At 61.2% G+C, this 20,497-nt stretch carries 22 protein-coding genes; 18 read left to right on the top strand and 4 right to left on the bottom strand.

Features of this window, described 5'->3' with window-relative positions; translation table 11 throughout:
• From KDL09_RS04590 to KDL09_RS04565, 6 genes are all read left to right on the top strand, one after another.
• Window positions 1-485, top strand: a 485-nt coding sequence (locus KDL09_RS04590; protein ID WP_294381956.1) for a hypothetical protein, incomplete at its 5' end; no start/stop codon positions are given.
• Window positions 486-542: 57 nt separating this feature from the next.
• A complete protein-coding gene (obgE, locus tag KDL09_RS04585; protein ID WP_294381953.1) occupies window positions 543-1,580 on the top strand; it encodes a GTPase ObgE in 1,038 nt (345 codons plus the stop codon).
• Window positions 1,581-1,586: 6 nt separating this feature from the next.
• Window positions 1,587-2,369, top strand: a complete 783-nt coding sequence (locus KDL09_RS04580; RefSeq protein WP_294381951.1) for an ABC transporter permease — start codon at window positions 1,587-1,589, stop codon at window positions 2,367-2,369.
• Window positions 2,366-3,016, top strand: coding sequence for an ATP-binding cassette domain-containing protein (locus KDL09_RS04575; RefSeq protein ID WP_294381949.1), 651 nt, complete (start codon window positions 2,366-2,368; stop codon window positions 3,014-3,016). The genes KDL09_RS04580 and KDL09_RS04575 overlap by 4 nt, the downstream gene beginning before the upstream one ends.
• A 62-nt stretch (window positions 3,017-3,078) precedes the next feature.
• A complete protein-coding gene (locus KDL09_RS04570) occupies window positions 3,079-4,542 on the top strand; it encodes a DUF2868 domain-containing protein (RefSeq protein ID WP_294381946.1) in 1,464 nt (487 codons plus the stop codon).
• Between the two features lie 23 nt (window positions 4,543-4,565).
• Window positions 4,566-6,086: a GTPase domain-containing protein gene (locus tag KDL09_RS04565; protein WP_294381943.1), complete on the top strand. Its 1,521-nt coding sequence runs from the start codon at window positions 4,566-4,568 to the stop codon at window positions 6,084-6,086.
• Here KDL09_RS04565 and KDL09_RS04560 read toward each other — a convergent pair.
• The 4 genes from KDL09_RS04560 to KDL09_RS04545 form a co-directional block, all read right to left on the bottom strand.
• Window positions 6,008-6,814 (bottom strand): hypothetical protein, encoded by an 807-nt coding sequence (locus KDL09_RS04560; RefSeq protein ID WP_294381940.1) that lies wholly within the window; start codon window positions 6,812-6,814, stop codon window positions 6,008-6,010. The two genes, KDL09_RS04565 and KDL09_RS04560, sit on opposite strands and share 79 nt — an antisense overlap.
• Before the next feature lie 61 nt (window positions 6,815-6,875).
• A complete protein-coding gene (gene ispH, locus KDL09_RS04555; protein WP_294381937.1) occupies window positions 6,876-7,772 on the bottom strand; it encodes a 4-hydroxy-3-methylbut-2-enyl diphosphate reductase in 897 nt (298 codons plus the stop codon).
• A gap of 79 nt (window positions 7,773-7,851) precedes the next feature.
• Window positions 7,852-8,154, bottom strand: coding sequence for a transcriptional regulator (locus KDL09_RS04550; RefSeq protein WP_294381935.1), 303 nt, complete (start codon window positions 8,152-8,154; stop codon window positions 7,852-7,854).
• Window positions 8,151-8,807 (bottom strand): hypothetical protein, encoded by a 657-nt coding sequence (locus tag KDL09_RS04545; protein ID WP_294381932.1) that lies wholly within the window; start codon window positions 8,805-8,807, stop codon window positions 8,151-8,153. The genes KDL09_RS04550 and KDL09_RS04545 overlap by 4 nt, the downstream gene beginning before the upstream one ends.
• A gap of 128 nt (window positions 8,808-8,935) precedes the next feature.
• Between KDL09_RS04545 and KDL09_RS04540 the strand changes: the two genes are divergently transcribed.
• The 12 genes from KDL09_RS04540 (at window position 8,936) to KDL09_RS04485 (ending at window position 20,293) form a co-directional block, all read left to right on the top strand.
• Complete coding sequence (locus KDL09_RS04540) at window positions 8,936-10,084, top strand: CAP domain-containing protein (protein WP_294381930.1); 1,149 nt, start codon at window positions 8,936-8,938, stop codon at window positions 10,082-10,084.
• 6 nt (window positions 10,085-10,090) lie between these two features.
• Complete coding sequence (locus tag KDL09_RS04535; protein ID WP_294381928.1) at window positions 10,091-11,155, top strand: TlpA disulfide reductase family protein; 1,065 nt, start codon at window positions 10,091-10,093, stop codon at window positions 11,153-11,155.
• Between the two features lie 443 nt (window positions 11,156-11,598).
• Window positions 11,599-13,374, top strand: coding sequence for a GspE/PulE family protein (locus KDL09_RS04530; protein ID WP_294381927.1), 1,776 nt, complete (start codon window positions 11,599-11,601; stop codon window positions 13,372-13,374).
• A 30-nt stretch (window positions 13,375-13,404) separates the two neighbouring features.
• A complete protein-coding gene (locus KDL09_RS04525) occupies window positions 13,405-14,658 on the top strand; it encodes a type II secretion system F family protein (protein WP_294381925.1) in 1,254 nt (417 codons plus the stop codon).
• A gap of 31 nt (window positions 14,659-14,689) precedes the next feature.
• Window positions 14,690-15,127, top strand: coding sequence for a type II secretion system major pseudopilin GspG (gene gspG, locus KDL09_RS04520; RefSeq protein WP_294381921.1), 438 nt, complete (start codon window positions 14,690-14,692; stop codon window positions 15,125-15,127).
• Between the two features lie 35 nt (window positions 15,128-15,162).
• Window positions 15,163-15,684 (top strand): prepilin-type N-terminal cleavage/methylation domain-containing protein, encoded by a 522-nt coding sequence (locus tag KDL09_RS04515; RefSeq protein WP_294381918.1) that lies wholly within the window; start codon window positions 15,163-15,165, stop codon window positions 15,682-15,684.
• Window positions 15,681-16,094, top strand: a complete 414-nt coding sequence (locus KDL09_RS04510) for a hypothetical protein (protein WP_294381916.1) — start codon at window positions 15,681-15,683, stop codon at window positions 16,092-16,094. The genes KDL09_RS04515 and KDL09_RS04510 overlap by 4 nt, the downstream gene beginning before the upstream one ends.
• 28 nt (window positions 16,095-16,122) lie before the next feature.
• Window positions 16,123-16,740, top strand: coding sequence for a hypothetical protein (locus KDL09_RS04505; RefSeq protein ID WP_294381913.1), 618 nt, complete (start codon window positions 16,123-16,125; stop codon window positions 16,738-16,740).
• A gap of 38 nt (window positions 16,741-16,778) precedes the next feature.
• Window positions 16,779-17,792: a type II secretion system protein GspK gene (locus tag KDL09_RS04500; RefSeq protein ID WP_294381910.1), complete on the top strand. Its 1,014-nt coding sequence runs from the start codon at window positions 16,779-16,781 to the stop codon at window positions 17,790-17,792.
• Window positions 17,776-18,993: a hypothetical protein gene (locus tag KDL09_RS04495; RefSeq protein ID WP_294381908.1), complete on the top strand. Its 1,218-nt coding sequence runs from the start codon at window positions 17,776-17,778 to the stop codon at window positions 18,991-18,993. Before KDL09_RS04500 ends, KDL09_RS04495 begins: the two co-directional genes overlap by 17 nt.
• The gene (locus KDL09_RS04490) at window positions 18,990-19,577 is read left to right on the top strand and encodes a hypothetical protein (RefSeq protein WP_294381906.1); all 588 of its coding nucleotides are present in this window, start codon (window positions 18,990-18,992) and stop codon (window positions 19,575-19,577) included. Before KDL09_RS04495 ends, KDL09_RS04490 begins: the two co-directional genes overlap by 4 nt.
• Entirely contained in the window at window positions 19,574-20,293 is a 720-nt protein-coding gene (locus KDL09_RS04485; RefSeq protein WP_294381904.1) for a hypothetical protein, read from the top strand. The genes KDL09_RS04490 and KDL09_RS04485 overlap by 4 nt, the downstream gene beginning before the upstream one ends.
• The last annotated feature ends 204 nt before the right edge of the window (window positions 20,294-20,497 follow it).

The following is a 20,497-nucleotide window of genomic DNA, read 5'->3' as shown; positions in this document are numbered from 1 at the left end:
TGCTGGGCGCCCAGCGTGCTTATATTCCCAAGTACTGGCCGAACTCCCAGGCCGCCCGTAACGGCATCTACGGCCTCTCCGCCGGCGAGAACCGCGCAGGCAACGGCTACTACGTCGGTGGTGTCGATCTGCCCGGTCAAAAGCTCATCCATCCGCACTACATCCTCATGTCCTCCACGCTTCGCCCGAAAACCCGGGAGGTGTACGGACTGCTCGAGCGCATGGAGAAGGCCGGTTACTTCCCGCCCTGGGGCATGGTCGAAAACCTCGATGTCGATGGTCGCAGCTACCTGCCGATGGAAGGGGCCCTCAATGCCGGTTTCGAGGCACTCAGCGCCTACCATCTTTTTGCCAAAAGCCGTGGCATTCCCGATGCGATCTACGCCGCCAGCCTGAAAAGCCCGCAGATCCGCCGTGCCATGCAGCTTTTTTATCCCCGCCACGCAGGTGAGCCCGCCGAGGTCAGCACCGCATCGGGGCAGTAGCTTCAGCTCGAAGCAAACCCTTGCTCCCGTGCGCTTCCCCGGCTAACTCCGCCCCCCATGTTTGTCGATCAAATCAAAGTCCATGCGCGCGCCGGAAAAGGCGGCGATGGCAGCGCGCACTTCCATCGTGGAAAATTTCGTCCCAAAGGCGGCCCTGATGGCGGCGACGGTGGCAATGGCGGGAACGTGATCCTTCTCGTCGATCCCAGCACCGACAGCCTGCGCAACTACGTCTTCAACCACAAGCTGCTCGCCGAGGACGGCGCCAAGGGCGGTGCCACGCAGTGCACCGGACGCAGCGGCAAGGACGTCACCTACAAGGTACCGCCGGGCACGCTCATCAGCCGCGTCATCCAGGAATACGACAACGACACCAACGAGCTCGTCACGCGCTTCGAGCCCGTGGCCGACCTCACGCAGACCAATTCCACCTACGTGCTGTGCAAGGGCGGCAAAGGCGGGAAGGGGAACGTGCATTTCAAAACCTCCACGCATCAGGCCCCGCGCGAGTTCACGCCCGGAACTCCCGGCGAAGAAGGCGATTTCCATTTTGAACTCCGCAGCATCGCCGACGCCGGCTTCGTCGGCGCTCCCAATGCGGGCAAGTCCACGCTGCTCTCCAAGCTCAGCGCCGCGAAGCCGAAGATCGCGAACTATCCCTTCACCACGCTGCAGCCCATGGTCGGCGTCATCGAGTTCGGCCCGAACCGTCGTGGCACGCTCGCAGACATTCCCGGTCTCATTGAAGGCGCGCACGACAACATCGGCCTCGGCCACGATTTCCTGCGCCACATCATGCGCTGTCGTGTCCTGCTTTTTGTCGTCGATACCGCCGGCACCGAAGGTCGCGATCCCGTCTCCGACCTCGAAATCGTCCGCAAGGAGGTCTCCCTCTACTCCGCCGAGCTCGCCAAGCGCCCTTGGTGCATCATTGCCAACAAGATCGACCTCCCCGAGGCCGAGGAAAACCTCGTCCACTTCAAGGAGCGCTTCAAACGCATCAAGATCCACCCCGTCTCCGCCGAAACCGGCGAAGGCCTCGACAAACTTCGCAAATGGCTCGACGAAAAGATCGGGCAGGACGTGGACTGGTGAGCTGCTATGCGCTGGAGCCGCTCCAACCTCTGCTGGCTGGCGCTCGCCCTGATCACGGCGGGGTATTTGCTCTTTTGGGCGTTGTTGCTCGGGGCGACGGCGACATACAGCACGACGGAGTCGTGGTTGAAGGTGGTGCAGTCGGGGGAGATCCGGCATGCGACGTGGCTGAGCCTGGTGACCTGCTCGCTGGCGGCGGGGTTTGCGCTGCTGCTGGCGGTGCCGGTGGGCTACCTGATGTCGCGGCGGGAGTTTCGTGGGAAGTCGTGGCTGGATGCGGCGCTGGACATCCCGATCATCCTGCCGCCGCTGGTGGTGGGGCTGTGCCTGCTGATTTTTTTCCAGACACCGATCGGCAAGGTGATCGAACGTGGGATTCCCTTCACCTATCAGGTCAGCGGCGTGGTGCTGGCGCAGTTTGTCGTGGCGGCGGCTTTTGCGATTCGCACGATGCGCGGGACGTTTGAGCATCTCTCGGCGCGGCCGGAGGACGTGGCGCTGACGTTGGGCTGCACGAGGTTTCAGGCGCTGTGGCATGTGGCGCTGCCGGCGGCGCGGCGCGGGATGGTGGCGGCGTTTTGCATCGCCTGGGCACGCAGTCTGGGCGAGTTCGGGCCGATCCTCGTCTTCGCGGGGGCCACGCGCATGAAGACGGAAGTTTTACCGACGACGGTGTGGCTGGAGCTCAGCGTGGGGAATCTCGAAGCCGCGGTGGCGGTGAGCTTGTTCATGGTGCTGCTGGCCGTGGTGGTGCTGGTGGTGGTGCGTGCCACGGGGGAAAAAGTATGATTCAACTCGATCAACTCTGCTGGAAGGTCGCAGGCCGCACGGTGCTGGAGGACGTGACCGTCTCCATCCCGGCCAACACCTACGCCGTGCTGATGGGATCCACCGGCTGCGGCAAAACCACGCTGCTGGAGATCCTCTGTGGTCTGCGACTGCCGACATCGGGTCGTGTGGTGCTAGATGGCGTCGATGTCACGCAGTTGGAACCGCGCGAGCGCGGCATCGGCTATGTGCCGCAGGATCTGGCAATGTTTCCCGGCTTGCGCGTGCGGGAGCAGATCGGCTTTGCTCCCAGACTGCGCGGTGTGCCGCAGGACGAGCTGAATGAGCGCGTGAACCGTCTTGCCGAGCAGTTTGGCATCGCGCCGCTACTGGATCGATTGCCGGACATGCTTTCGGGTGGTGAAAAACAGCGTGTCGCCCTCGCCCGGGCGCTGGCGGCGCAGCCGAAGCTGCTGCTGCTCGACGAGCCGCTCTCGGCGCTCGATGAAAGCATGCGTGCGGAGGCTGTTTCTTTGCTGCAGCGTGTGCAGTCCGAACACTCGCTGACCGTTTTGCACGTCACCCACTCCAGCAGCGAGGCGGCGGCGCTGGGCCACCTGCATTTGCGCATGAATGCCGGGCGGCTGGAGGTGGAATCGAAGGCCTGATGTGCATCGCACGCTTGGAATCCGGCCCGAGCCGCGTTTAGTGTGCTGAAAATCACCCCCCCATGGATTGGAAAGACTGGCAGCGCGTGCTGAAATGGCGCGCACTCGAAGAGAGCGATACCGATGGCGTTTTCGTCAGCGCGGAGCGTCGTCGCGAAGCCACGGCCCACACGCGGGCCGGTCTGGCGACCGAGGAAATAACCGGGGATGTGCTGGACGAACGCTCGGAGTCCTTTCTGGACAAACGGGCCGACTGGCTGGAGCGCGAAGCTGTGGGCTGGCGCGGAGAGCTGATCCGCGTGCTGGGTCTGCTGCGTGTGCCGCAGGGGCGCTGGTCCTGGGCACTCGTCGGCTGGGGGCTGGCGATGATCACAGGCTACTGGTTCACGGATCTGGGGCAGTCGAACGAGTTCAACTTGCTGGCGCTGCCGCTGGTGGGCCTGCTGGCTTGGAATGCGGTGGTGATCGTGCTGGGCCTGCTCTGTGAACTGACGCCTTCGTCCTCGCTGGCCGGACGCGGCGGTTGGATGGCCGAAGTCCTCGCGCACGGCATCTCTCGCGCAGGCAAGGCCACGAAGGAAGTCGAAAGCGGCACCGCGGAGACGGTGCGCAATCGTTTTGAAGAACTCGCCTGGCCGCTGGCCTGGCGGCGTCTGCAGATGCGGCTGCGCATGTGGCTGCATGTGGCGGCGGCCCTGCTGGCGATCGGCGGGGGCGTGGCATTGTATGCACGCGGCTGGTCGAAGGAATACCGCGCCGTGTGGGAAAGCACGCTGCTGAGCAAGGACAACGCGAAGGCGTTCTTTGAAACCTTGTTCAAACCGGCGTCGAAGGTGCTGCGCACACCGGTGCCGCTGGATCAGATAGAGGGCATGCACCGCACCGCGGGCAGGACGGAGAAACCGGCTCCGGCGCTGCCGTGGATTCATCTATATGCAGGAACGATGCTGGTGCTGATCGTGGCACCGCGTCTCCTGCTGGCGGGTATTTCTCTGGCTCGTTGCAGGCGGGCGATTTCGAAACCGGCACGCGGGCTGAACTGGGGCAGCTACCTGCGGAATCTGCTTCGCGCGGTGGAGGGCGGCAACGAACGCATCCAGGTGCTCGTGCATGCGATGGATCCGACGTCATCACATCGCGAGGTGTGGGACCGCGGCGTGCGTGAGCGTTTCGGCGGCATGGCGCGCGCGGAGTATGTGCGCATCCCGGCGGGCGAGGAGGATGAGTTTGCCGCTGAATGGCAGCCGGTGTCGGCCAATGTGGTGATGCTCTTCAGCATGGCCACCACGCCGGAGGCCGAGGTGCAGCGGCGTCTCGTGTCCGATGTGCGGCAGCGCCTGCTCACGAAACATGCGGAGCCCGAATTGATCGTGCTGCTGGATGGCACCAGTCTTGCGGGCCGATGGTCACCGGAAAAAATCGCCGGCCGCGAGCAATTGTGGTCGCAGATGGTCGAAGGTCTCGCGTCGGAGGTGATTGTGGCCGTTCGCAAAGAATCCGCACGCGCCAAGCTTCCAGCGTCGTAATGTTCATCAAGTTTCTGCTTCCTGTGCCCGCTCTTTTCTCCAGAACCAAGGCCGCCAGCCCTCCTGACAAACAGGGAGCGGGGTTGATGGTGCGTGACGCGTCGGACATCGTCACGCTGAGCCTCATCTCCCACACCAATGCGGGCAAGACAACGCTCGCGCGCACGCTGCTGCGCCAGGATGTGGGCGAGGTGCGTGATGCGCCGCATGTGACGCTCTTCAATGAATCTCACACGCTGCTGGAGACCGGCGGCTTCATGCTGCGGCTGTGGGACACGCCGGGTTTTGGTGACAGCGCGCGGCTGATGAAGCGCCTGAAGCGCGAGAGCAGCCCGGTGCTGTGGTTTTTGTCACAGACGTGGGACCGCATCACGGACCGCCCGCTGTGGTGCAGTCAGCAGGCTTTGAAAAATGTGCGCGATGAGGCGGACGTGGTGCTCTATCTCGTCAATGCGGCGGAACCGCCTGAGGCGGCCAGCTACATCGGGCCGGAGATGGAGATTCTTGGCTGGGTGGAAAAGCCTGTCGTGGTGCTGTTGAATCAAACCGGCATCGCGGGAAGTTCGGAGCTGGAAGCGGCGGAACTGGAGTCATGGCGGGCGCATCTGAAGCAGTTTGAGAGCGTGCGTGAGGTGCTGACGCTTGATGCCTTTGCCCGCTGCTGGGTGCAGGAGGATCTGCTCATGAAGTCGCTGGCTCCGCTGATGCTGGGCTCGAAGATTCCGACCTTCATGCAGATCCAGCGCGCCTGGGCGCAGCGGAACGTGAATGTGTTTCAAACTTCCGTGCGCCTGATCTCTGAACAGCTCACCGCCGCGCTGTTTGACGGCGTGGACGTTCGCAGCGAGACGCTGCTGGAGCGCGTGGGCTGGCAGCGTGATGAATTGAACCGCGAGTACAACGATGCGCGGCAAAAACTCGCCACCCAGTTGGCGGATCGCATCGAGCAGACGACGAACAGTCTTATCGAGGTTCATGGCTTGAAGGGCCAGGCGGGACATGAGCTGAACCAGGTGGCGAAGGAACATTTTCATCTGCCACAGGCCGTGTCTGAAAACATCTGGGGCGTGCTCGGCAGTTTCGCCGGTGGTGCGATGGGCGGGCTCATCGCCGATCTCAAACTTGGCGGCATGACCTTCGGCGGCGGTGCGCTGCTGGGAGGACTTGCTTCAGGGATCGGCGCCTATGCGCTGATCCGCAGCTACAATCTCGTGCGTGGCAGCGATCACCGTCTGCGCTGGTCACGCGAGCATTTTCGCGAGCAGGTGAAGCTCGCCTTTCTCACCTACCTCGCGGTCTGTCATTTCGGTCGCGGGCGCGGAGAATGGAAGGAGAGCGAGCAGCCGCAGCACTGGCGTGAAGTGGTCGATGAGGTGACCGAACTGCACGCCGACGCGCTGGATCATCTGTGGAAGGCCGGCGTGCAAAAGGACACCCAGCCTGCGGTGCTCTCCCGACAGGCCAATCAACTGACCGGCGACTGCATGGCGGCGCTGCTGGAGCGGTTGTATCCGGATGTGGATGCCAGCTCCTGGCGGGCGTGAGTCTCGGATTCGCCCAGTCGGCGTTCGAGCCGTGACTGAAAGCTCTGCCAGCAGCGCACAGCGCGGGCACGAAAGTCGGCGGGGCTGACGTTCAAAGCGCGCAGGCAGTCGCGGTGATCCCATGCGACGACGGCGGCGGTGACGAAGTGAATGGCCTGAAACTGCCAGCGCCAGAGGCGTTGCATCGCCGGGATGAGCGTCTTCAGACGCTCGAACAGGAAGTCTCGCTGGAAGGAGAGGTGTCCCATTTCATCACGCAGAAGTTTTTTCGCGACAGTTTGCACGACGGGATCGCTGCAGCGGAGTGAAAGCAGTCCGAAATAGACCTCGGCGATGAGTTCCGCGGTGAGGAGCACCTGGATGTTGAATTCGAGGTTCACCAGATCGCGCATCCATCGGAAAATGGAGTTCGTCCATTGCTTCTTCAGCAGCGTGCCGCGCAGATGCCCGACGGTGCGTGCGAGCAGCGCGGCGTGGCTTTGCTCTTCGGCGACGAAGAGATCCACGGCACGCTGATAGCCCTTCAGGTTTTCCAAGGAGGCGATGCTGCGGGTGTAGCGGCGCAGGCGTGTGCCGCCGCCGCTTTCTCCGAGCTGAAAGATGGCGATGGAGCGGGCGAACGCCTCGCGGGTTTGATCTGGAAGCTCGCAGGGAGTTTCGGGAAGCCGGAGTTCGTGGTTGAGGCGGGTGTTGGCTTCGAAGTGGTTGATCCAATGTTGGGTGTTCATGGCAGATGTTTATTGTTCTTGGTTCTTGGTTCTTGGTTCTTGGTTCTTGGTTCTTGGTTGTTCAGGCGGCTTGGAGCATGGAGCGGAGGAATTCGTGAACGGGCGTGCTGCGCAGTTCGGCGGCGATCTGGCGGAGGCGTTGCATGACGGCATCGACGGTTTCGTCGAGCGTGGAGGTGCCGGCGGTGACGCCGACGTTGCGGGCGTCGCGGAACCAGGCGGGATCGAGTTCTTCGGCGCGTTCGATCTGCAGCGTGCGCAGGCCGCACGCGGCGGCTTTTTGCGCGAGTTGCCGCGTGTTGTTGCTGTTGCGCCCTCCGATGACGACGATGTGATCGCAGTCGCGAATCAGATCATCCATCGCTGTCTGACGCTGCTTCGTCGGATGACAGATGGTGTCGATGAATCGAACCTCCGAACGGCGATGCAGACGTTTGATGGCATCGACGAGGCGCAGGGCGATCTCGACGGGCTGTGTCGTCTGCGAGACGACGCCGAGCTTCGGATGGGCGGGAATGCCGGACAGGTCGGTTTCTTCGAGAACGACGATCGCTTGTGGAAAGTCTCCGATGAGGCCGCGAACTTCGACGTGCTGTCGTTGTCCGATGACGACGGGCTGGTAGCCGTCGCTCACCAGCGTGGCGAGGGCATGATGCGCCTTTTTGACGAGAGGGCAGGTGGTGTCGATCACGGTGTGGCCGGCGCTTTGCCATGCGCGACGATGTTTGTCCGATGCGCCGTGGGCTGTGATGGCGACCTGCTGAGTGGATGAACTGTCCAGATCGTCGAGATCGCCTCGCTTTGCTCCGACAGCGGCAAGGTAGTGATCGACGAGCGGATTGTGGACGAGCTGGCCGAGGACGGTGAGCGGCGCGTGTTGCGCCGCCAAGTGGGTGGTGCGCAGGGCGTCGCGGACGCCGAAGCACATGCCGTGATGTTGAGCGAGGATGATGTTCATAGCTTCTGTTCCTTGTTCGTGGTTCCTTGTTCTTGGTTTAACTTTGCGGGACAAAGTAAATGGGCGAAAAGAAGCAGGTTCAGGTCTGCTGGGCGGCTTTGACGATTTCTCCGAGGATCTCGACGTAGTCCTTGAAGGCTTTGCGGCCGGCGGGTGTGATTTCGTAGCTGGTGCGCGGGCGGGTGCCGGACTCGTCCCGGTTTTCCTTGAGATAGCCGGCGGTGCCGAGCGTGCGAAGATGGGAGATCAGGTTGCCATCGCTCATGCCGAGTTCTGTTTTGAGATCCTGAAAGGCCCACTCACCCCGCGTGGAGAGCAGCGTCATGATGGAGAGGCGGCCCTTTTCGTGGATGAGCTTGTCGATTTGATCGAAGTCGATCATTTCGGCTGCACCTCCGCAGGTTTCTTGGTGAAGAAAACGGCCAAGGCGTAAATCACATGCAGCAGGCCGAAGGTGAGTCCCATTGCGAGCGACGCGGGGCCGAGATCGCTGGAAAGGAGCCGCACATCGCCGTTCGCAGCCCAGGCCAGGAAGATCAGCAGGCCGACGATCACAAACGACCAGCCGAGACGCACGAGGGAACGCGGCGAGAAACTGGCGGTGCTCAGCAGCGCGAGCCCGTAGCACAGCGCCCAGATCAAGGCAGCAAGCGTGAGATTGTGCAGGAAGACGATCAAGCCAATGCCGGTGACACCGCCAACAAGCATTGGCGGAGCGAAAGCCCGCAGAGCCATGCGCATGCCTTCCGACACAAAAGGCTGGCCGCGGCGGGCGGCTTCTTTCGCGAGCAGCACCACGTTCAAGGTCGATGCGATACCGAGGATGAACAGCCAAAGGCTCAGGAAACACGTTTCGCACATCGCGGCATCTCCCTGATTCGCCACCGCATGCCACACGGGCCAGACAGAAGCGACAAGTGCCAGGACGCCGCCGGTGAGCGCTGCAGGAGCGGAAACCGCGCGATAGATGTGCGCCTTTTCCATCAGGGAACGGATGATGCGGAGGTTCTCCAAAGCGGCTTCAGTTGTGCTCATGGAGGTTACTTTGTGCGCCAAAGTGAGTTGCGCAAGTGAAACTTTGTGATGCAAAGTGATCGCGTTCTCAGGGGGGTGGTGGTGAAACAGTCTTGGCATTGTTATATAATTACCATAAATTAATAGTCATGCTCCGCGCTGAGTCACCCCCCGCTGCCGTTCCCGTGTTTCGCCTGAAACGCGGGCGCTTCGGCGTGTTGTGCGCGGTGTTGCTGGCGCTCGGCAAGGCCGTCGCAGCGGATCCTTCGGCGGAACAGCAGTATTGGCTGGAGCTGACCAATCGCTTCCGGGCGGACCCGCAGGCGGAACTGGAAAAACTGGTCAATTTTTCCTCTCCCGGCGTCTGGGGAACGCCCAAGTCGGATGATCCCAGCATCGCCTATGCGCTGAATTATTTTGGCACCAGTGCCTCGGATCTGGCCACCCAGTTTTCCAGTCTTGTCGCCGCACCGCCGGTGGCCTGGAACAGTCTGCTCAATGTTTCCGCCACCGACTATTCCAATCTCATGGTGACCTCGGATCAGCAGTCTCACACATTGGACGGGTACACCCTCGATCAGCGCATCGAAAATGGTGGCTACAGCGCGAACTGGCTCGAACTCGGAGAGAACCTTTTTGCCAGCACCGAGTCGATTATTCATGGCCACGCGGGTTTCGTCATCGACTGGGGCGACGGCAACGGAGCCACGGCGGGATATGGCAACGGCATTCAAAATCCTGCGGGCCATCGCGACGTGCTGATCAATCCGTTCATGAAGGAGATCGGCATCGGCTTTCAAGACATCGCGATCCCTGGAAGCAATGTGTCGGCCGTCGGGCCCTACGTGGTGACCCAGCATTTCGCGACGGAGTTCCGCTTTGACGGCTCGACCTATTTTTCAGACGCGATTCTGACGGGTTCGGTTTATCAGGACACGATCGCCGCCGATCTCTTCTATACGCCAGGCGAAGGGCTCGCAGGGGAGGTGATCAATGTTTACGACGACGCCACCGGCATCCTCGTCGCGAGCGGGTTCAGCAACAGTGCGGGCGGATTCAACATCCCGCTCACCGGTCTCACCGACGGCGTGGTCTATCGCGTGGAGGCGCCCGACACCGGACTCGCGGCGCAGACCTTCACGCTCAATGCGCACACAGAAGATTATGGCGCTCCTGTGATCTTCTATGACAACGTCTATTCGTCGTTCATGATGGTGCCCGAGCCTGGAAGTCTGCTGCTCTGCCTTTTGGCGGCGGTTCCGCTGCTGGGGTTTCGTTCACGTCGCTCCTTTTTCTGATCTGCCATGAGATTCTTCGTCGTTCTGTTGCTATCTGCCGCCTCGCTGTTTGCCCAGACACCGGCCTCGCCGCTCGCCACCGAGATTCGTGCGATCATCGACGAGTACGAAAACTCGGTTCGTGCCAACACACAAAAACTCATCGCTGCGGCCACCGAGGAGGAGAAAAACAAGTACCGCGCCAGCATTCCGAGTGCCGGTCCCTACGCCACGAAGATGATGGCGTTGGTGCAGGCGAATCTGGATCAGCCGGACGTGGTGAAAGGAGTGAACTGGCTCGTGACGGGAGCCGCGAGCTTTCCTGAGGGACAGGAGGCGCTGAAAATGCTCGGCAGCACGTTTGCGGATCGCAAAGGGATCGCCGAAGCCGTGAAGCAGCTCGAATATCACGGTCTGCCCGCCGAGCCGGTGCTGAAAGCGGTGATCGAGAAGAACACGAACCGCGAGGAACGTGCCGCTGCGCTGTATGCGCTTGGTGCCGTGCATTTCAAAAACTTCGATGCCTCGGCCGATCGTGTCTCCGCAGCAGCTTCGAAGGACAAGGCGCTAGAGTGCTTCCAGCAACTCAACACGGATTTCTCCGATGTGTCGATCCAGGGTTTTAAGCTTTCGGACTTTGCCGCCAAGATGCTGTTTGAAATGACAAACCTGCAGGTCGGCTGCGAAGCGCCGGAGATCGAAGGCAAGGACGCCGACGGCGTGGACTTCAAACTCAGCGACTACCGGGGCAAGTATGTCATCGTCATCTTCTGGGGAGGCTGGTGCCACGCCTGTCATGGCATCCTGCCGCTCATGAATCAGGCGGCGGCCACGCTTAAGGACAAAAACGCCGCCGTGATCGGAGTGAACACAGACATCGAGACGGAGGCCAGGAAGGCGCTCGCGGACTATCAGATCAGCTTTCGAAACGTGCTCGACAACACCAGCAGCGGCCCCAACACCACTCTCTACAACCTGCGCAACTTCCCGACGCTGTATTTGATCGACCCTAAGGGTGTGATCGCCATCAAAAACGGGTCGCTGGAGACCATGGTGGCTAAGATTGTTGCGCCAAATGATTCGGGGAAGTAGGAATCGTGATGAGGCCGCTGGACCGTGATGTGCTGCGTTTCATCGAATGCGTCTCGTTGGGCCTATGGATCGCCTTAATGCCTTTCGTATTGGCAGGTGGGATTTATGAAATTGTGACTGGTTCACCCAGTGATGGATTTCTCTTCATCCTGATGTTTTTCGCCGTCCCTTGGTTTGCTTTCATGATGATTGTCGTACCGCAAGGCTGTTGGAATCATAAGAGACTTCGTTTGTGTTGTCGGTGGCTGTCTCTTTTGCTCTTTTTCGGGCTGTTGATGGTCTGGTGTCTTCAGTTCTGAAAAGTGGGCAAGGGCCGTTCGAGGCGGGAGTCTGGTCAACTTTTCGGCTCTCCGAATGGTTTGGAAGTATTAAAAACTTGCCATTTCTGTGAAAAACCATAATTATACGGTATTATAAGGCCAAATTTAGGCCACTCAGAACACATGCTTCCACTTATTGACCAAATCCTCGCAGACTCGGGCTGCGCAGATCTTCCTGCCGTGCGGCAGGCGGTTGAGGAAGCGTGCTTCAACCAAACATCCTTCGTCGATGCGGTGCTCGATTGCGAAGGCGTCCGTGAACGTGATTTCCTGATGGCTTTGGCCAAGACGCTCGGCCTGCCTTGGTGGGAGCCGAAGGATGAGGATCAGCAGCCTGGAGAGCAGGGGCTGCGCCGCCTGCTGCCGGCGGAGATCGCGCTGCGGCATCGACTGCTGCCCGTTTTTACCGAAGAGACGAAGAATGAACAGGGAGAGGAAATTGGACGCACGCTGCACGTCGCCACCTTTGATCCGCTGAGTCTCGTCGCGCATCAGCGCGTGGCCGCCAGTCTCTCGATGCCGGTCGTCTGGCATGTGGGGCAGCGCACACGCATTGTGGAAGGTCTGCAGAAACTTTACGGCCTCGGCGCGGACACGTTTGAGAAGATCCTGCGCGGTCGGGCGGACTGGGGTGCGGAAGATTTGCGCGACGAAGTCACAGTGCTCGATGAACCCGAGGACGAAGAGGCTTCTGTTGTGCGCTTCGTGAATCAAATCATCCGTCGCGGCCTTGAGCAGCGGGCCACGGACATTCACGTCGAACCGCAGCAGGACCGCCTGCGCATCCGCTACCGCATTGACGGGCGTCTCGAAGAACTCGCCGTGCCGGAGAACATCAAATCGCTCCAGGCTTCCGTGATCGCGCGTCTGAAGATCATGGCACGTCTCGACATCGCTGAAAAACGGCTGCCGCAGGACGGTCGCATCAATCTCGAACTCGACGGCCTCGCCATCGACGTGCGTGTCGCCACGATTCCTTCGGTCGAAGGCGAAAGCATCAGCCTGCGTCTGCTCGCACAGCAGCAGGTCACGGTGAACCGCCTCGGTCTCACGGAGAACATCCGTCCGGTCGTCGATGAACTGCTCAAGCTGCCCAACGGCATCATCCTCATCACCGGACCGACCGGCAGCGGCAAATCGACCACGCTCTACGCCTTCCTCACGGAGCTCAATCAGACGCATCGCCGCATCGTCACCATCGAGGATCCGGTTGAATACAAGATGCCCGGCGTTGTTCAGATCGCCGTGAAGCCGGAGATCGGTCTCACCTTTGGCACGGGATTGCGCAGCATTCTTCGCGGTGATCCAAACGTCGTGATGATCGGGGAAATGCGCGACCTCGAAACCACTGAGATCGCCGTGCGCGCCGCTTTGACAGGGCATCTCGTTTTTAGCACGCTGCACACAAACGACGCCATCGGCGGCATTACCCGTCTCATCGACATGGGGGTCGAGCCCTTCCTGGTTTCCAGCGCAGTGCGGGCCTTTTTTGCCCAGCGCCTCGTGCGCAAACTCTGCCCGTTGTGCAAAACACCCACGCAGGTGGAGGAGAGCTACCTCAAGTCCATCGGCTTCCCCTCGCATCTGCCCGGTCAGATCATGCGCGGCGTTGGTTGTGAGGCCTGCCGTGGCAGCGGATTTCAGGGACGGCTTTCGATCTACGAGGTCTGTCTCGTCACTCATGCGCTGCAGCATCTCATCAACAGCCGCGCGCATCCTGCGGAATTCCACAAGCAGGCCGTCAAGGACGGTTACATCCCGATGCGCGGCTACGGCTTTCAAAAAGTGCTCAGCGGCGAAACCACCATTGAGGAGGTGCTCTCCGTCACCGCCGCCAGTGATCGCAATCACGCGCCTCAGACAACCCAGATGCCGATCTCAATCCGACTCGCCGCCTGATGCTTCGTCATTTTTCATTCTGATTTCGTCATGCCCACCTTCATCTACAGCGCCCAAGGCCCGGCCGGTCTCGTCACCGGCGAGCTTGCTGCGTCGGATCGCAGCGAGGCGTTTGCGTTGCTGGGAAAAAAGAAGATTCAGCCGATCAAACTCGAAGTGGCGGGTGCTTCCAAAGCTCCCGTCAGAAGCTCCGAGAAGGTGAAGCAGGGCACGTCTGCCGATGAGTCGATCACTGGCGGTCCGATCAAGCTCAAGCTCCCGCAGGTTGTTCTCTTCGTGGAAGAACTCGCCGATCTCGTCGGTGCGGGAATCCAGCTCGAACCGGCGCTCGCCACCATGGAACGGCGCCGTGAACTCTCGGGCATCAAGACGCTCGCGACAGTGCTTCGCGGCAAGGTGCGTGATGGCATGGCCTTCTCGAAAGCGATCGCCGCCACGAGCCCGAGTTTTGGAAAACTCTTCTGTGCGCTCGTCTCCGCGGGCGAAGCCAGCGGCTCGCTGAGCACGATGCTAAAGCGTCAGGCGCAATACATGCGTGCACTGCAGGCGCTGAAGTCCAAAGTGCTCTCCGCATTGCTCTATCCGGCGTTTCTGATCGTCGCCGCGGTCAGCGTCACGCTGCTGTTTGTCGTCTATCTCATCCCGAAACTCACCGAGATGCTGGATTCGACCGGCGGCTCGCTTCCGATGGCCGCTCAGATCATCCTCAAGATCAGCGACACCTTCAAGGCAACCTGGTGGATGATCATTCTCGGAGGCATCGCTTCCTACATTCTTGGCAAGGCCTGGCTCGCGCGTCCGGAGTCCGCCATTCCCTGGGCGCGCTTCAAGCTGCGCATCCCGCTCTTCGGCAACATCTTCCGCGCCCGGTTTTATGTGCAGTTTCTGGAAACGATGGCCAACCTGCTCGGCAACGGGCTCACCATGGTGCAGGCCATGCAGCTCACGCATCAGGCCATTGACAATCCTTACCTGCGCCAGGAGTTCGAGAGCGTCATGCGCAATGTCGGTGAAGGCGTCGCTCTCTCCCGGGCGCTCGACCGCAGCGCGCAGTTTCCGCCGCTGCTCATCGACATGGTGAACGTCGGCGAACAGACCGGTGACATGCCTGCAGCGCTCGAACGTGCGGCGGATCGTTTCGATCGCGAGCTCAGCAAGAAGATCGACACCCTCGCCGCGCTCATCCAGCCCATGATCGTCTGCCTCATGGCCGGCATGGTCGGCATCATGGCCTACCTCATGATGACCACGATCTTCCAGACCATTTCCAGCATCAACAAGTAGCCGTCCTTTATCTCAAACCCACACCACCCACATGAAACATACCCGATACCCACATCGCCTCCCGACGTCCGGCTTCACGCTCGTCGAGATGATCCTCGTGCTTGCCATCGTCGCCCTGCTTGTGGGCGCGGCCATCGTCAATTTTGGCGGTGTCCTTGAAGGCGGCAAAAAGACCACCACCAAGGGCAACATCAGCAGCATCACCTCGGCGCTGCGCGCCTACGAGGTGGACAACATGTTCCTGCCCACCACCGAGCAGGGACTCTCCGCTCTTGTGGAAAAGCCCAGTAGCCGGCCTGCGCCGCAAAGCTGGAGCCCGAAGCTCAAGAAGCTGCCGATCGATCCTTGGGGCAACCCTTACCACTACCGTCGTCCGGGCATCAAAGACAAAACCGGCTTCGATGTCTATTCCGCAGGACCGGACGGCATCGCTGACAACGCCGATGACATCGGCAGTTGGGACAATTGAACGGCTTTGCCTAAATGACGAATGACGAAACCAGAATGACGAATCCCCAGGCCATCACGAATCAAGCGTCTGCCACGCTGTTTGCTCAGCGTGGCATTCGCCATTCGTCATTCGTCATTCGTCATTCCCGCGAAGCGGGCTTCACCCTGCTGGAGATCATCGTCGCCATGTCGTTGACCTTGCTGATCATCGGCATCGCCGTTGTCAGCATCTCAGGTGTGCGTGCGGAGGACAAGCTGCGCCGTGCGGCGGCCGTCATCGAAACGACGGCGCGTCAGAATCTTCTGCAGGCGCTCGACCGGCAGCAGACGGTGCGCATGGAGCTTTCCGCCGGAGCGTTTGGCACGGGCGAAGAGTTCAATGGCATGCTGACGGTTCGCCGCGTGGGTGAAAGTGATTTCCGCAAGCCGAAGCGCGGCGAAGCCTGGGAGTTCAGCCCGACAGGAATCTGCGAACCCATCGAGGTCCGCATCAGCAGCGCCGCAGGACAGATTGAGATCGGCTTCGATCCGCTCACCGCGTGTGCGAAACGCAAATCCATTCAGGTCAAAGGATGAAACACACCCGCACAATCTCCCATGCGTCTGGTTTCGCCCTGTTCGAAATCATCCTCGCCCTCGCGCTGTTCTCGCTCGTGGCCGTCAGCATGACGCGCGCGGTGGAGGAGATTGCCAAGACTTCCACCTCCGCGCGGCAGGAAGCCCAGGTGCTGCGCGTGCTTGAATCCGTGCTCGCTGAAGTTTCGCATCAGCCCGAGTTCAAGGCCGCGAACGTCAGCTTTGCCCCGACGGCTGACGGCATCGATGCCAGCGCCACGATCGAGAAGGTCAAACTCATCACCAAGGACAAGGTCGAGCTCGACCACATGTTTCGCATCCGCGCCGAAGCATGGATCACCGACGGGCGCACGCGGCGCATGAAACGCAGCATGGAAACCTATGTGTATTCGCCCAACAGTCCGATCTAAGGCCGCATTCACACTGTTGGAGGTCATCATGGCCATGGCGCTCATCGGTTTCATCCTGAGCGCCGTCTATGGCATTGCCAACGGCACCATGCAGCTCGGCAAGTCCATGAGCACGGCGCGTGTGGCGGAAACGCGCATCAGCAATTTTGTCTCGCAGTGGCGTGACTATCTCGAAACGATGGCACCCGGCATCCAGCTCAGCGCGGGTGTGGAAAAGGCGGCGCGCGGTGCTTCGGGCAATCTGTTCATCGCCGGCGGGCACATGCCCTTCACCTGGGATCGTCGTTTGAAGCTGGCTGACGCCGTCGAGTTCGGGGTGGTGCGTAATTCCGTCAGCAAAGACCTCAGTCTCGTCGTGCGTCATCTCAAGCGTCCCGAAAAGGCGCGCAGGCCCGACGAGTTTACGACCATCGCCGAACTTCCGATCCTTGAAGGGCTCAAGCAGATGCAATGGCAGTTTTATGAGCCTGAAGAGAAGAAATGGTTCACCAGTTGGGATCCGACGAAGCGCCCACGGCCTCCGCTTTTCATGAAGCTCAAGTTCGCCTTCACCGCCGATCCTCGCGAGCACGAGTACACGTTTTGGATCGCGAATGATCTGGCGGAACAGGTCGCGCAGGCGCCCGGGGTGCCATCCAAGCCATAATGACGAAACCAGAATTCAGAATGACGAACGAAGTTCCAATGACCGAATGCCCGACGACGATCCGAGGTGATCGTCAGGAAGTCCACGTTCGTTCTTCGGGCTTCGTCATTCCTTCGTCATTCGCCATTCGGATTTCGTCATTCCGCCGCGGCTCCGCGCTCATCGCGGTGTTCTGGATGATTGCGATCCTCGGCATGGTCATGTTTGCCGGTGCGAAGGCCCTGCAGGCGGACACGCAGTACACGCGCATGATGCGCGGTCGCATTTTCGCGAAGCGCTACGCCGAGATGGGCATCGAGGTGGCGCGACATCCGGCGATTCAGCAGGACGATCCGCTGCTGCACTTCCACGCGGATGATGGCGGGGGTTACAACGTGACGCTCGTGTCCGAAGAAGCCCGCCTGAACGTGAACCATCTCGTTCAAACCGGTGACAAGGTGCTGTTGCGCCGCCTGTTCACGCGCTGGGGTTTCAAACCCGAGTTTGTCGCCGCGTTGTGCGATGCGCTGAAGGACTGGGTGGATGCGGATGAAAACGTCAGCCTCAATGGCGCGGAAAAACGCGAGTACGCGAAGCTTGGGTTCGAAGGCATGCCGTTCAACCGCCCCTTCAAGGAGGTCGAGGAGATGCTGCATGTGCGCGGCATGGAGATCGTCAACATCGAGCGACCAGACTGGCGTGAGTGGTTCACCGTCTTCGGCGACGGTCGTGTGGATGTGAACGATGCGCGTCCTGAGCTGATCTCGCTGCTGGCCGATGTGCCGATGGAGCGCGTGCAGCCGCTGCTCACCTTCCGCGCCGGGCGTGATGGCGCCATGCACACGCAGGATGACCAGCGCCTCACCAGCGTGCCGCAGGTGGCGCAGATGCTCGGTGTGTTTCATCCGCAGGTCGTCGCGCAGCTCACCCAATGGATTCAATTCGCCGGTCCCATCCGCCGCATCGAGAGCGTCGGCTCGCTCGGACCGCTGCAACGCAAAATCATCCTCATCACGCAAGGTGGCCGGGCCATCTGGCGCGGTGAGATCCCCGCCCATGGCAAAGACACGTAAACCTTCCTGCGAGCTTCTGCTCCCCGCCGCACAGGTCTGGCAAAGCTGGACCGGTGCGGAAGGCGCATCCTGCCTGTTGAGCGGCGAACAGGGCGCCGACGGCGCCGCGTTTGGCAAGGAGGCGCAGCGCCGCGTGCTCGCTCTGCCTGCGGTGCATTTCTGGGCGCTGCCTGCGTGGCTCAAGGGAGAACCCGAGCATCTGCGCAGCATGGCGCTGCTGCACCTCGAGCGACTTGGCGTCCGCTGCGATGACGATGAGGCGACCGTGCAGGTGCGCAGCATGCAGGGGAAGGAAGGCGCGTATCTCACGCGCATCCTTGCGCTCAAAGACGTCCCGGTACCGCTCACGGACACCGCACGTCTGCCGGATGAAGTCACGCTGCACGCGCTGTGCTATCCGCTGGTGCAGAACAGCCTCACGATCTTCCGGGAACTCGGCCGCCTCGTGGTTGCCATCACCAGCGGCTCGCAGTTGATCTACTGCACGCCGCTTTCGGCCAGCAGGCTCGACGGTCATGCGCTCAGCGAGCTGAACAACATCTGTCTCCAGCTCGGCTTTCAGGGCGTGCTCGGCCGTCTCGAAAGCATCGTGCTGTGGATCGAGGAAGGGGACATTGCACAGATCCAGCGCGTCACCGGTTTGACTGCCTACCGTTGCGACATGCCTGCGCCGACGATGCCGTCGCGCGGCTCCAGCCTGCTCATGCCGCAGGATGTGATCATCGAGCGTCAAAACCAGACCCGGAGGGCCAAGACACGCTTCATGGCACTCACGGCCGGTGCGGTGATCGCCGCGGCGATCGCGCTTGTCGCCACGCTCACATCCCTGGCGTTGCAGGAGCGCAACATGCTGCGCGAAAAGGTCGCCAATCTCTCGCCGCGTGCCTCGCGCGTCATGGATCACAAAAAGGCGTGGCGTGAGGCCGCGCCCGCGGTCGATCCCACCACCTGGCCGCAGGAGGTGCTGCTGCACTGCATGAAGCCGGAGTCCTCGAAAGAGGTCTCCATCACGCATTGGGAGTGGACGCCGGAGCGCATGAGCATCCGCGGCCGCATGCCCAGCGCCTCGCTCGCGCTTGAGTACACCCAGGAGCTCAAATCCATGGAAGCGCTTGCCGGTTTCGCGCTCGACGGTCCGCCGCCGGTCATCGCCAGCGACAACAGCGCCACCTTTGAAATGAAGGGAGGGCAGGGCGAATGAAGAAGAGCGAAAAAGTGCTGCTCGGCGTCTTCGCCTTCCTGTTCCTCGCCATCATCGGCGGTGGCGGGCTCATGTATGCCTTCAAGAACTACATGGCCATCCGCGAAGAGAACGACACGTTGCGTGATCGTCTCGGCGACATGAACCTCGCCATCTCGCAGGGCGCGGAATGGGCGGACCGGCACGGCTGGCTTGAGGAGAACTGCCCCGCCTTCTCCAGCCGTCAGGAGGCCTCCGCAAAGCTGCTCGAAGCCATTACCGGCGAGGCTGAAAAGATCGGCCTCAGCATCGGCGGGAAGGAGTTTCTCGAAGCCGCCCGCACTCTCGGTCCTGACGGTCTTCCTTTGGAGGAGAACCTCGGCTACTTCGATCAGGCCGCCGTGAAGATCACGCTCACCGGCGTGCAGGAGAAAGCGCTCTTCGCCTGGTTGCACGCCCTGCAGCAGCCGAAGAGCTTCCTCGGCGTCACCCGTCTTCAGATCAATCCCAGCGGCACCAACAAGGCAGTGAACTGCGAGGTCGAGTTCACCCAGTTCTACCGCGAGAAGTCCGCGCCCAAAGTCACCAAGACGAACACGCCATGAAGACCTTTGCACAGCCATTGAGCGCCCGCGGGGCGCGCCAGCGTTTTGGAGTGCTCCAGTCCTCTGGAGCTTTTCGCAGGCCTGCCGACGTTCGAAAGCGCCGGAGGGCCGGCGCAGTCCAGGACGCTCTCGCGCTGATCGTGAGTTGCCTGACGATGGGTGTTTTGCTTTCCACTGTTGGGAATGCGCAGGAGCCGAAGAAGTCGGACGCGCCCGTGGCGTTTCCTGAGCTGGAACATTTCGCCCCGCTGTGGGAGCGCTCCATCTTCACCACCAAGGACCTGCCCTCGCCCGATGCGCCGACAGGCCCGAACTTTGCCGACAACCTCAGCCTCTCCGGCATCTATGAGATCGACGGCAGTGTCGTCGCCGTGCTCGTGGACCGCACCACCTCGCAGGTCATGGAGGCGAAGATCGGCTCCGAGAACGAGATGGGCATCAAGATCCGCTCCGTCAAACCCGGCGAGACCGTGGACAAGACGCGCATCCAGTTGCAGAAGGGCGACCAGGCCGGCTGGGTCAGCTTCGCCGATGCCGCCGCCTCGCAGCCCGCCGAGGTGGTTCAACGCGCGGTGATTCCGACGCAGGCAGGCGCTCCGGCTGCCGCGCCATCCGTGCGCAGCCCTCTGCCAGAAAATCCTATCCTGCCGCCGCCCTCCGTTCCTATTCCCACCGTCCCAGTGCGGGTGAATGACGTGCCGCTGCCACCGCCGTGAGTTGAGAAAATGGCAGGCAGGAAACGGAGGCAGAGTGCTAAAGTGGAGAAAGCAGGGGAGGGAGGCAGTTGTCAAAAATTTGCACCCTTCTCTGAAAAAGTGCGTCAAGGACAAGTTTGAGCGCAGCATGGCGATGCTGTGATCACACTTCTCTGCGGGGCGGGCATGTTTCAGCCCCCTGCCATTGCGACGAAATCAGATCCC

It is taken from the genome of Prosthecobacter sp. (assembly GCF_020439865.1).
Taxonomy (GTDB): domain Bacteria; phylum Verrucomicrobiota; class Verrucomicrobiia; order Verrucomicrobiales; family Verrucomicrobiaceae; genus Prosthecobacter.
This window is presented reverse-complemented; position numbering and strand designations above follow the sequence as displayed.

What these genes read in the sequence shown, in the direction of transcription:
- obgE (WP_294381953.1), top strand. Translation starts at nt 543, where the DNA reads ATGTTTGTCGATCAAATCAAAGTCCATGCGCGCGCCGGAAAAGGCGGC.
- KDL09_RS04550 (WP_294381935.1), bottom strand. Translation starts at nt 8,154, where the DNA reads ATGATCGACTTCGATCAAATCGACAAGCTCATCCACGAAAAGGGCCGC.
- KDL09_RS04540 (WP_294381930.1), top strand. Translation starts at nt 8,936, where the DNA reads ATGCTCCGCGCTGAGTCACCCCCCGCTGCCGTTCCCGTGTTTCGCCTG.
- KDL09_RS04490 (WP_294381906.1), top strand. Translation starts at nt 18,990, where the DNA reads ATGAAGAAGAGCGAAAAAGTGCTGCTCGGCGTCTTCGCCTTCCTGTTC.
- KDL09_RS04560 (WP_294381940.1), bottom strand. Translation starts at nt 6,814, where the DNA reads ATGAACACCCAACATTGGATCAACCACTTCGAAGCCAACACCCGCCTC.
- KDL09_RS04580 (WP_294381951.1), top strand. Translation starts at nt 1,587, where the DNA reads ATGCGCTGGAGCCGCTCCAACCTCTGCTGGCTGGCGCTCGCCCTGATC.
- KDL09_RS04510 (WP_294381916.1), top strand. Translation starts at nt 15,681, where the DNA reads ATGAAACACACCCGCACAATCTCCCATGCGTCTGGTTTCGCCCTGTTC.
- KDL09_RS04495 (WP_294381908.1), top strand. Translation starts at nt 17,776, where the DNA reads ATGGCAAAGACACGTAAACCTTCCTGCGAGCTTCTGCTCCCCGCCGCA.
- KDL09_RS04570 (WP_294381946.1), top strand. Translation starts at nt 3,079, where the DNA reads ATGGATTGGAAAGACTGGCAGCGCGTGCTGAAATGGCGCGCACTCGAA.
- KDL09_RS04545 (WP_294381932.1), bottom strand. Translation starts at nt 8,807, where the DNA reads ATGAGCACAACTGAAGCCGCTTTGGAGAACCTCCGCATCATCCGTTCC.
- KDL09_RS04535 (WP_294381928.1), top strand. Translation starts at nt 10,091, where the DNA reads ATGAGATTCTTCGTCGTTCTGTTGCTATCTGCCGCCTCGCTGTTTGCC.
- ispH (WP_294381937.1), bottom strand. Translation starts at nt 7,772, where the DNA reads ATGAACATCATCCTCGCTCAACATCACGGCATGTGCTTCGGCGTCCGC.
- KDL09_RS04575 (WP_294381949.1), top strand. Translation starts at nt 2,366, where the DNA reads ATGATTCAACTCGATCAACTCTGCTGGAAGGTCGCAGGCCGCACGGTG.
- KDL09_RS04515 (WP_294381918.1), top strand. Translation starts at nt 15,163, where the DNA reads ATGACGAATCCCCAGGCCATCACGAATCAAGCGTCTGCCACGCTGTTT.
- gspG (WP_294381921.1), top strand. Translation starts at nt 14,690, where the DNA reads ATGAAACATACCCGATACCCACATCGCCTCCCGACGTCCGGCTTCACG.
- KDL09_RS04500 (WP_294381910.1), top strand. Translation starts at nt 16,779, where the DNA reads ATGACCGAATGCCCGACGACGATCCGAGGTGATCGTCAGGAAGTCCAC.
- KDL09_RS04485 (WP_294381904.1), top strand. Translation starts at nt 19,574, where the DNA reads ATGAAGACCTTTGCACAGCCATTGAGCGCCCGCGGGGCGCGCCAGCGT.
- KDL09_RS04530 (WP_294381927.1), top strand. Translation starts at nt 11,599, where the DNA reads ATGCTTCCACTTATTGACCAAATCCTCGCAGACTCGGGCTGCGCAGAT.
- KDL09_RS04525 (WP_294381925.1), top strand. Translation starts at nt 13,405, where the DNA reads ATGCCCACCTTCATCTACAGCGCCCAAGGCCCGGCCGGTCTCGTCACC.
- KDL09_RS04505 (WP_294381913.1), top strand. Translation starts at nt 16,123, where the DNA reads ATGGCCATGGCGCTCATCGGTTTCATCCTGAGCGCCGTCTATGGCATT.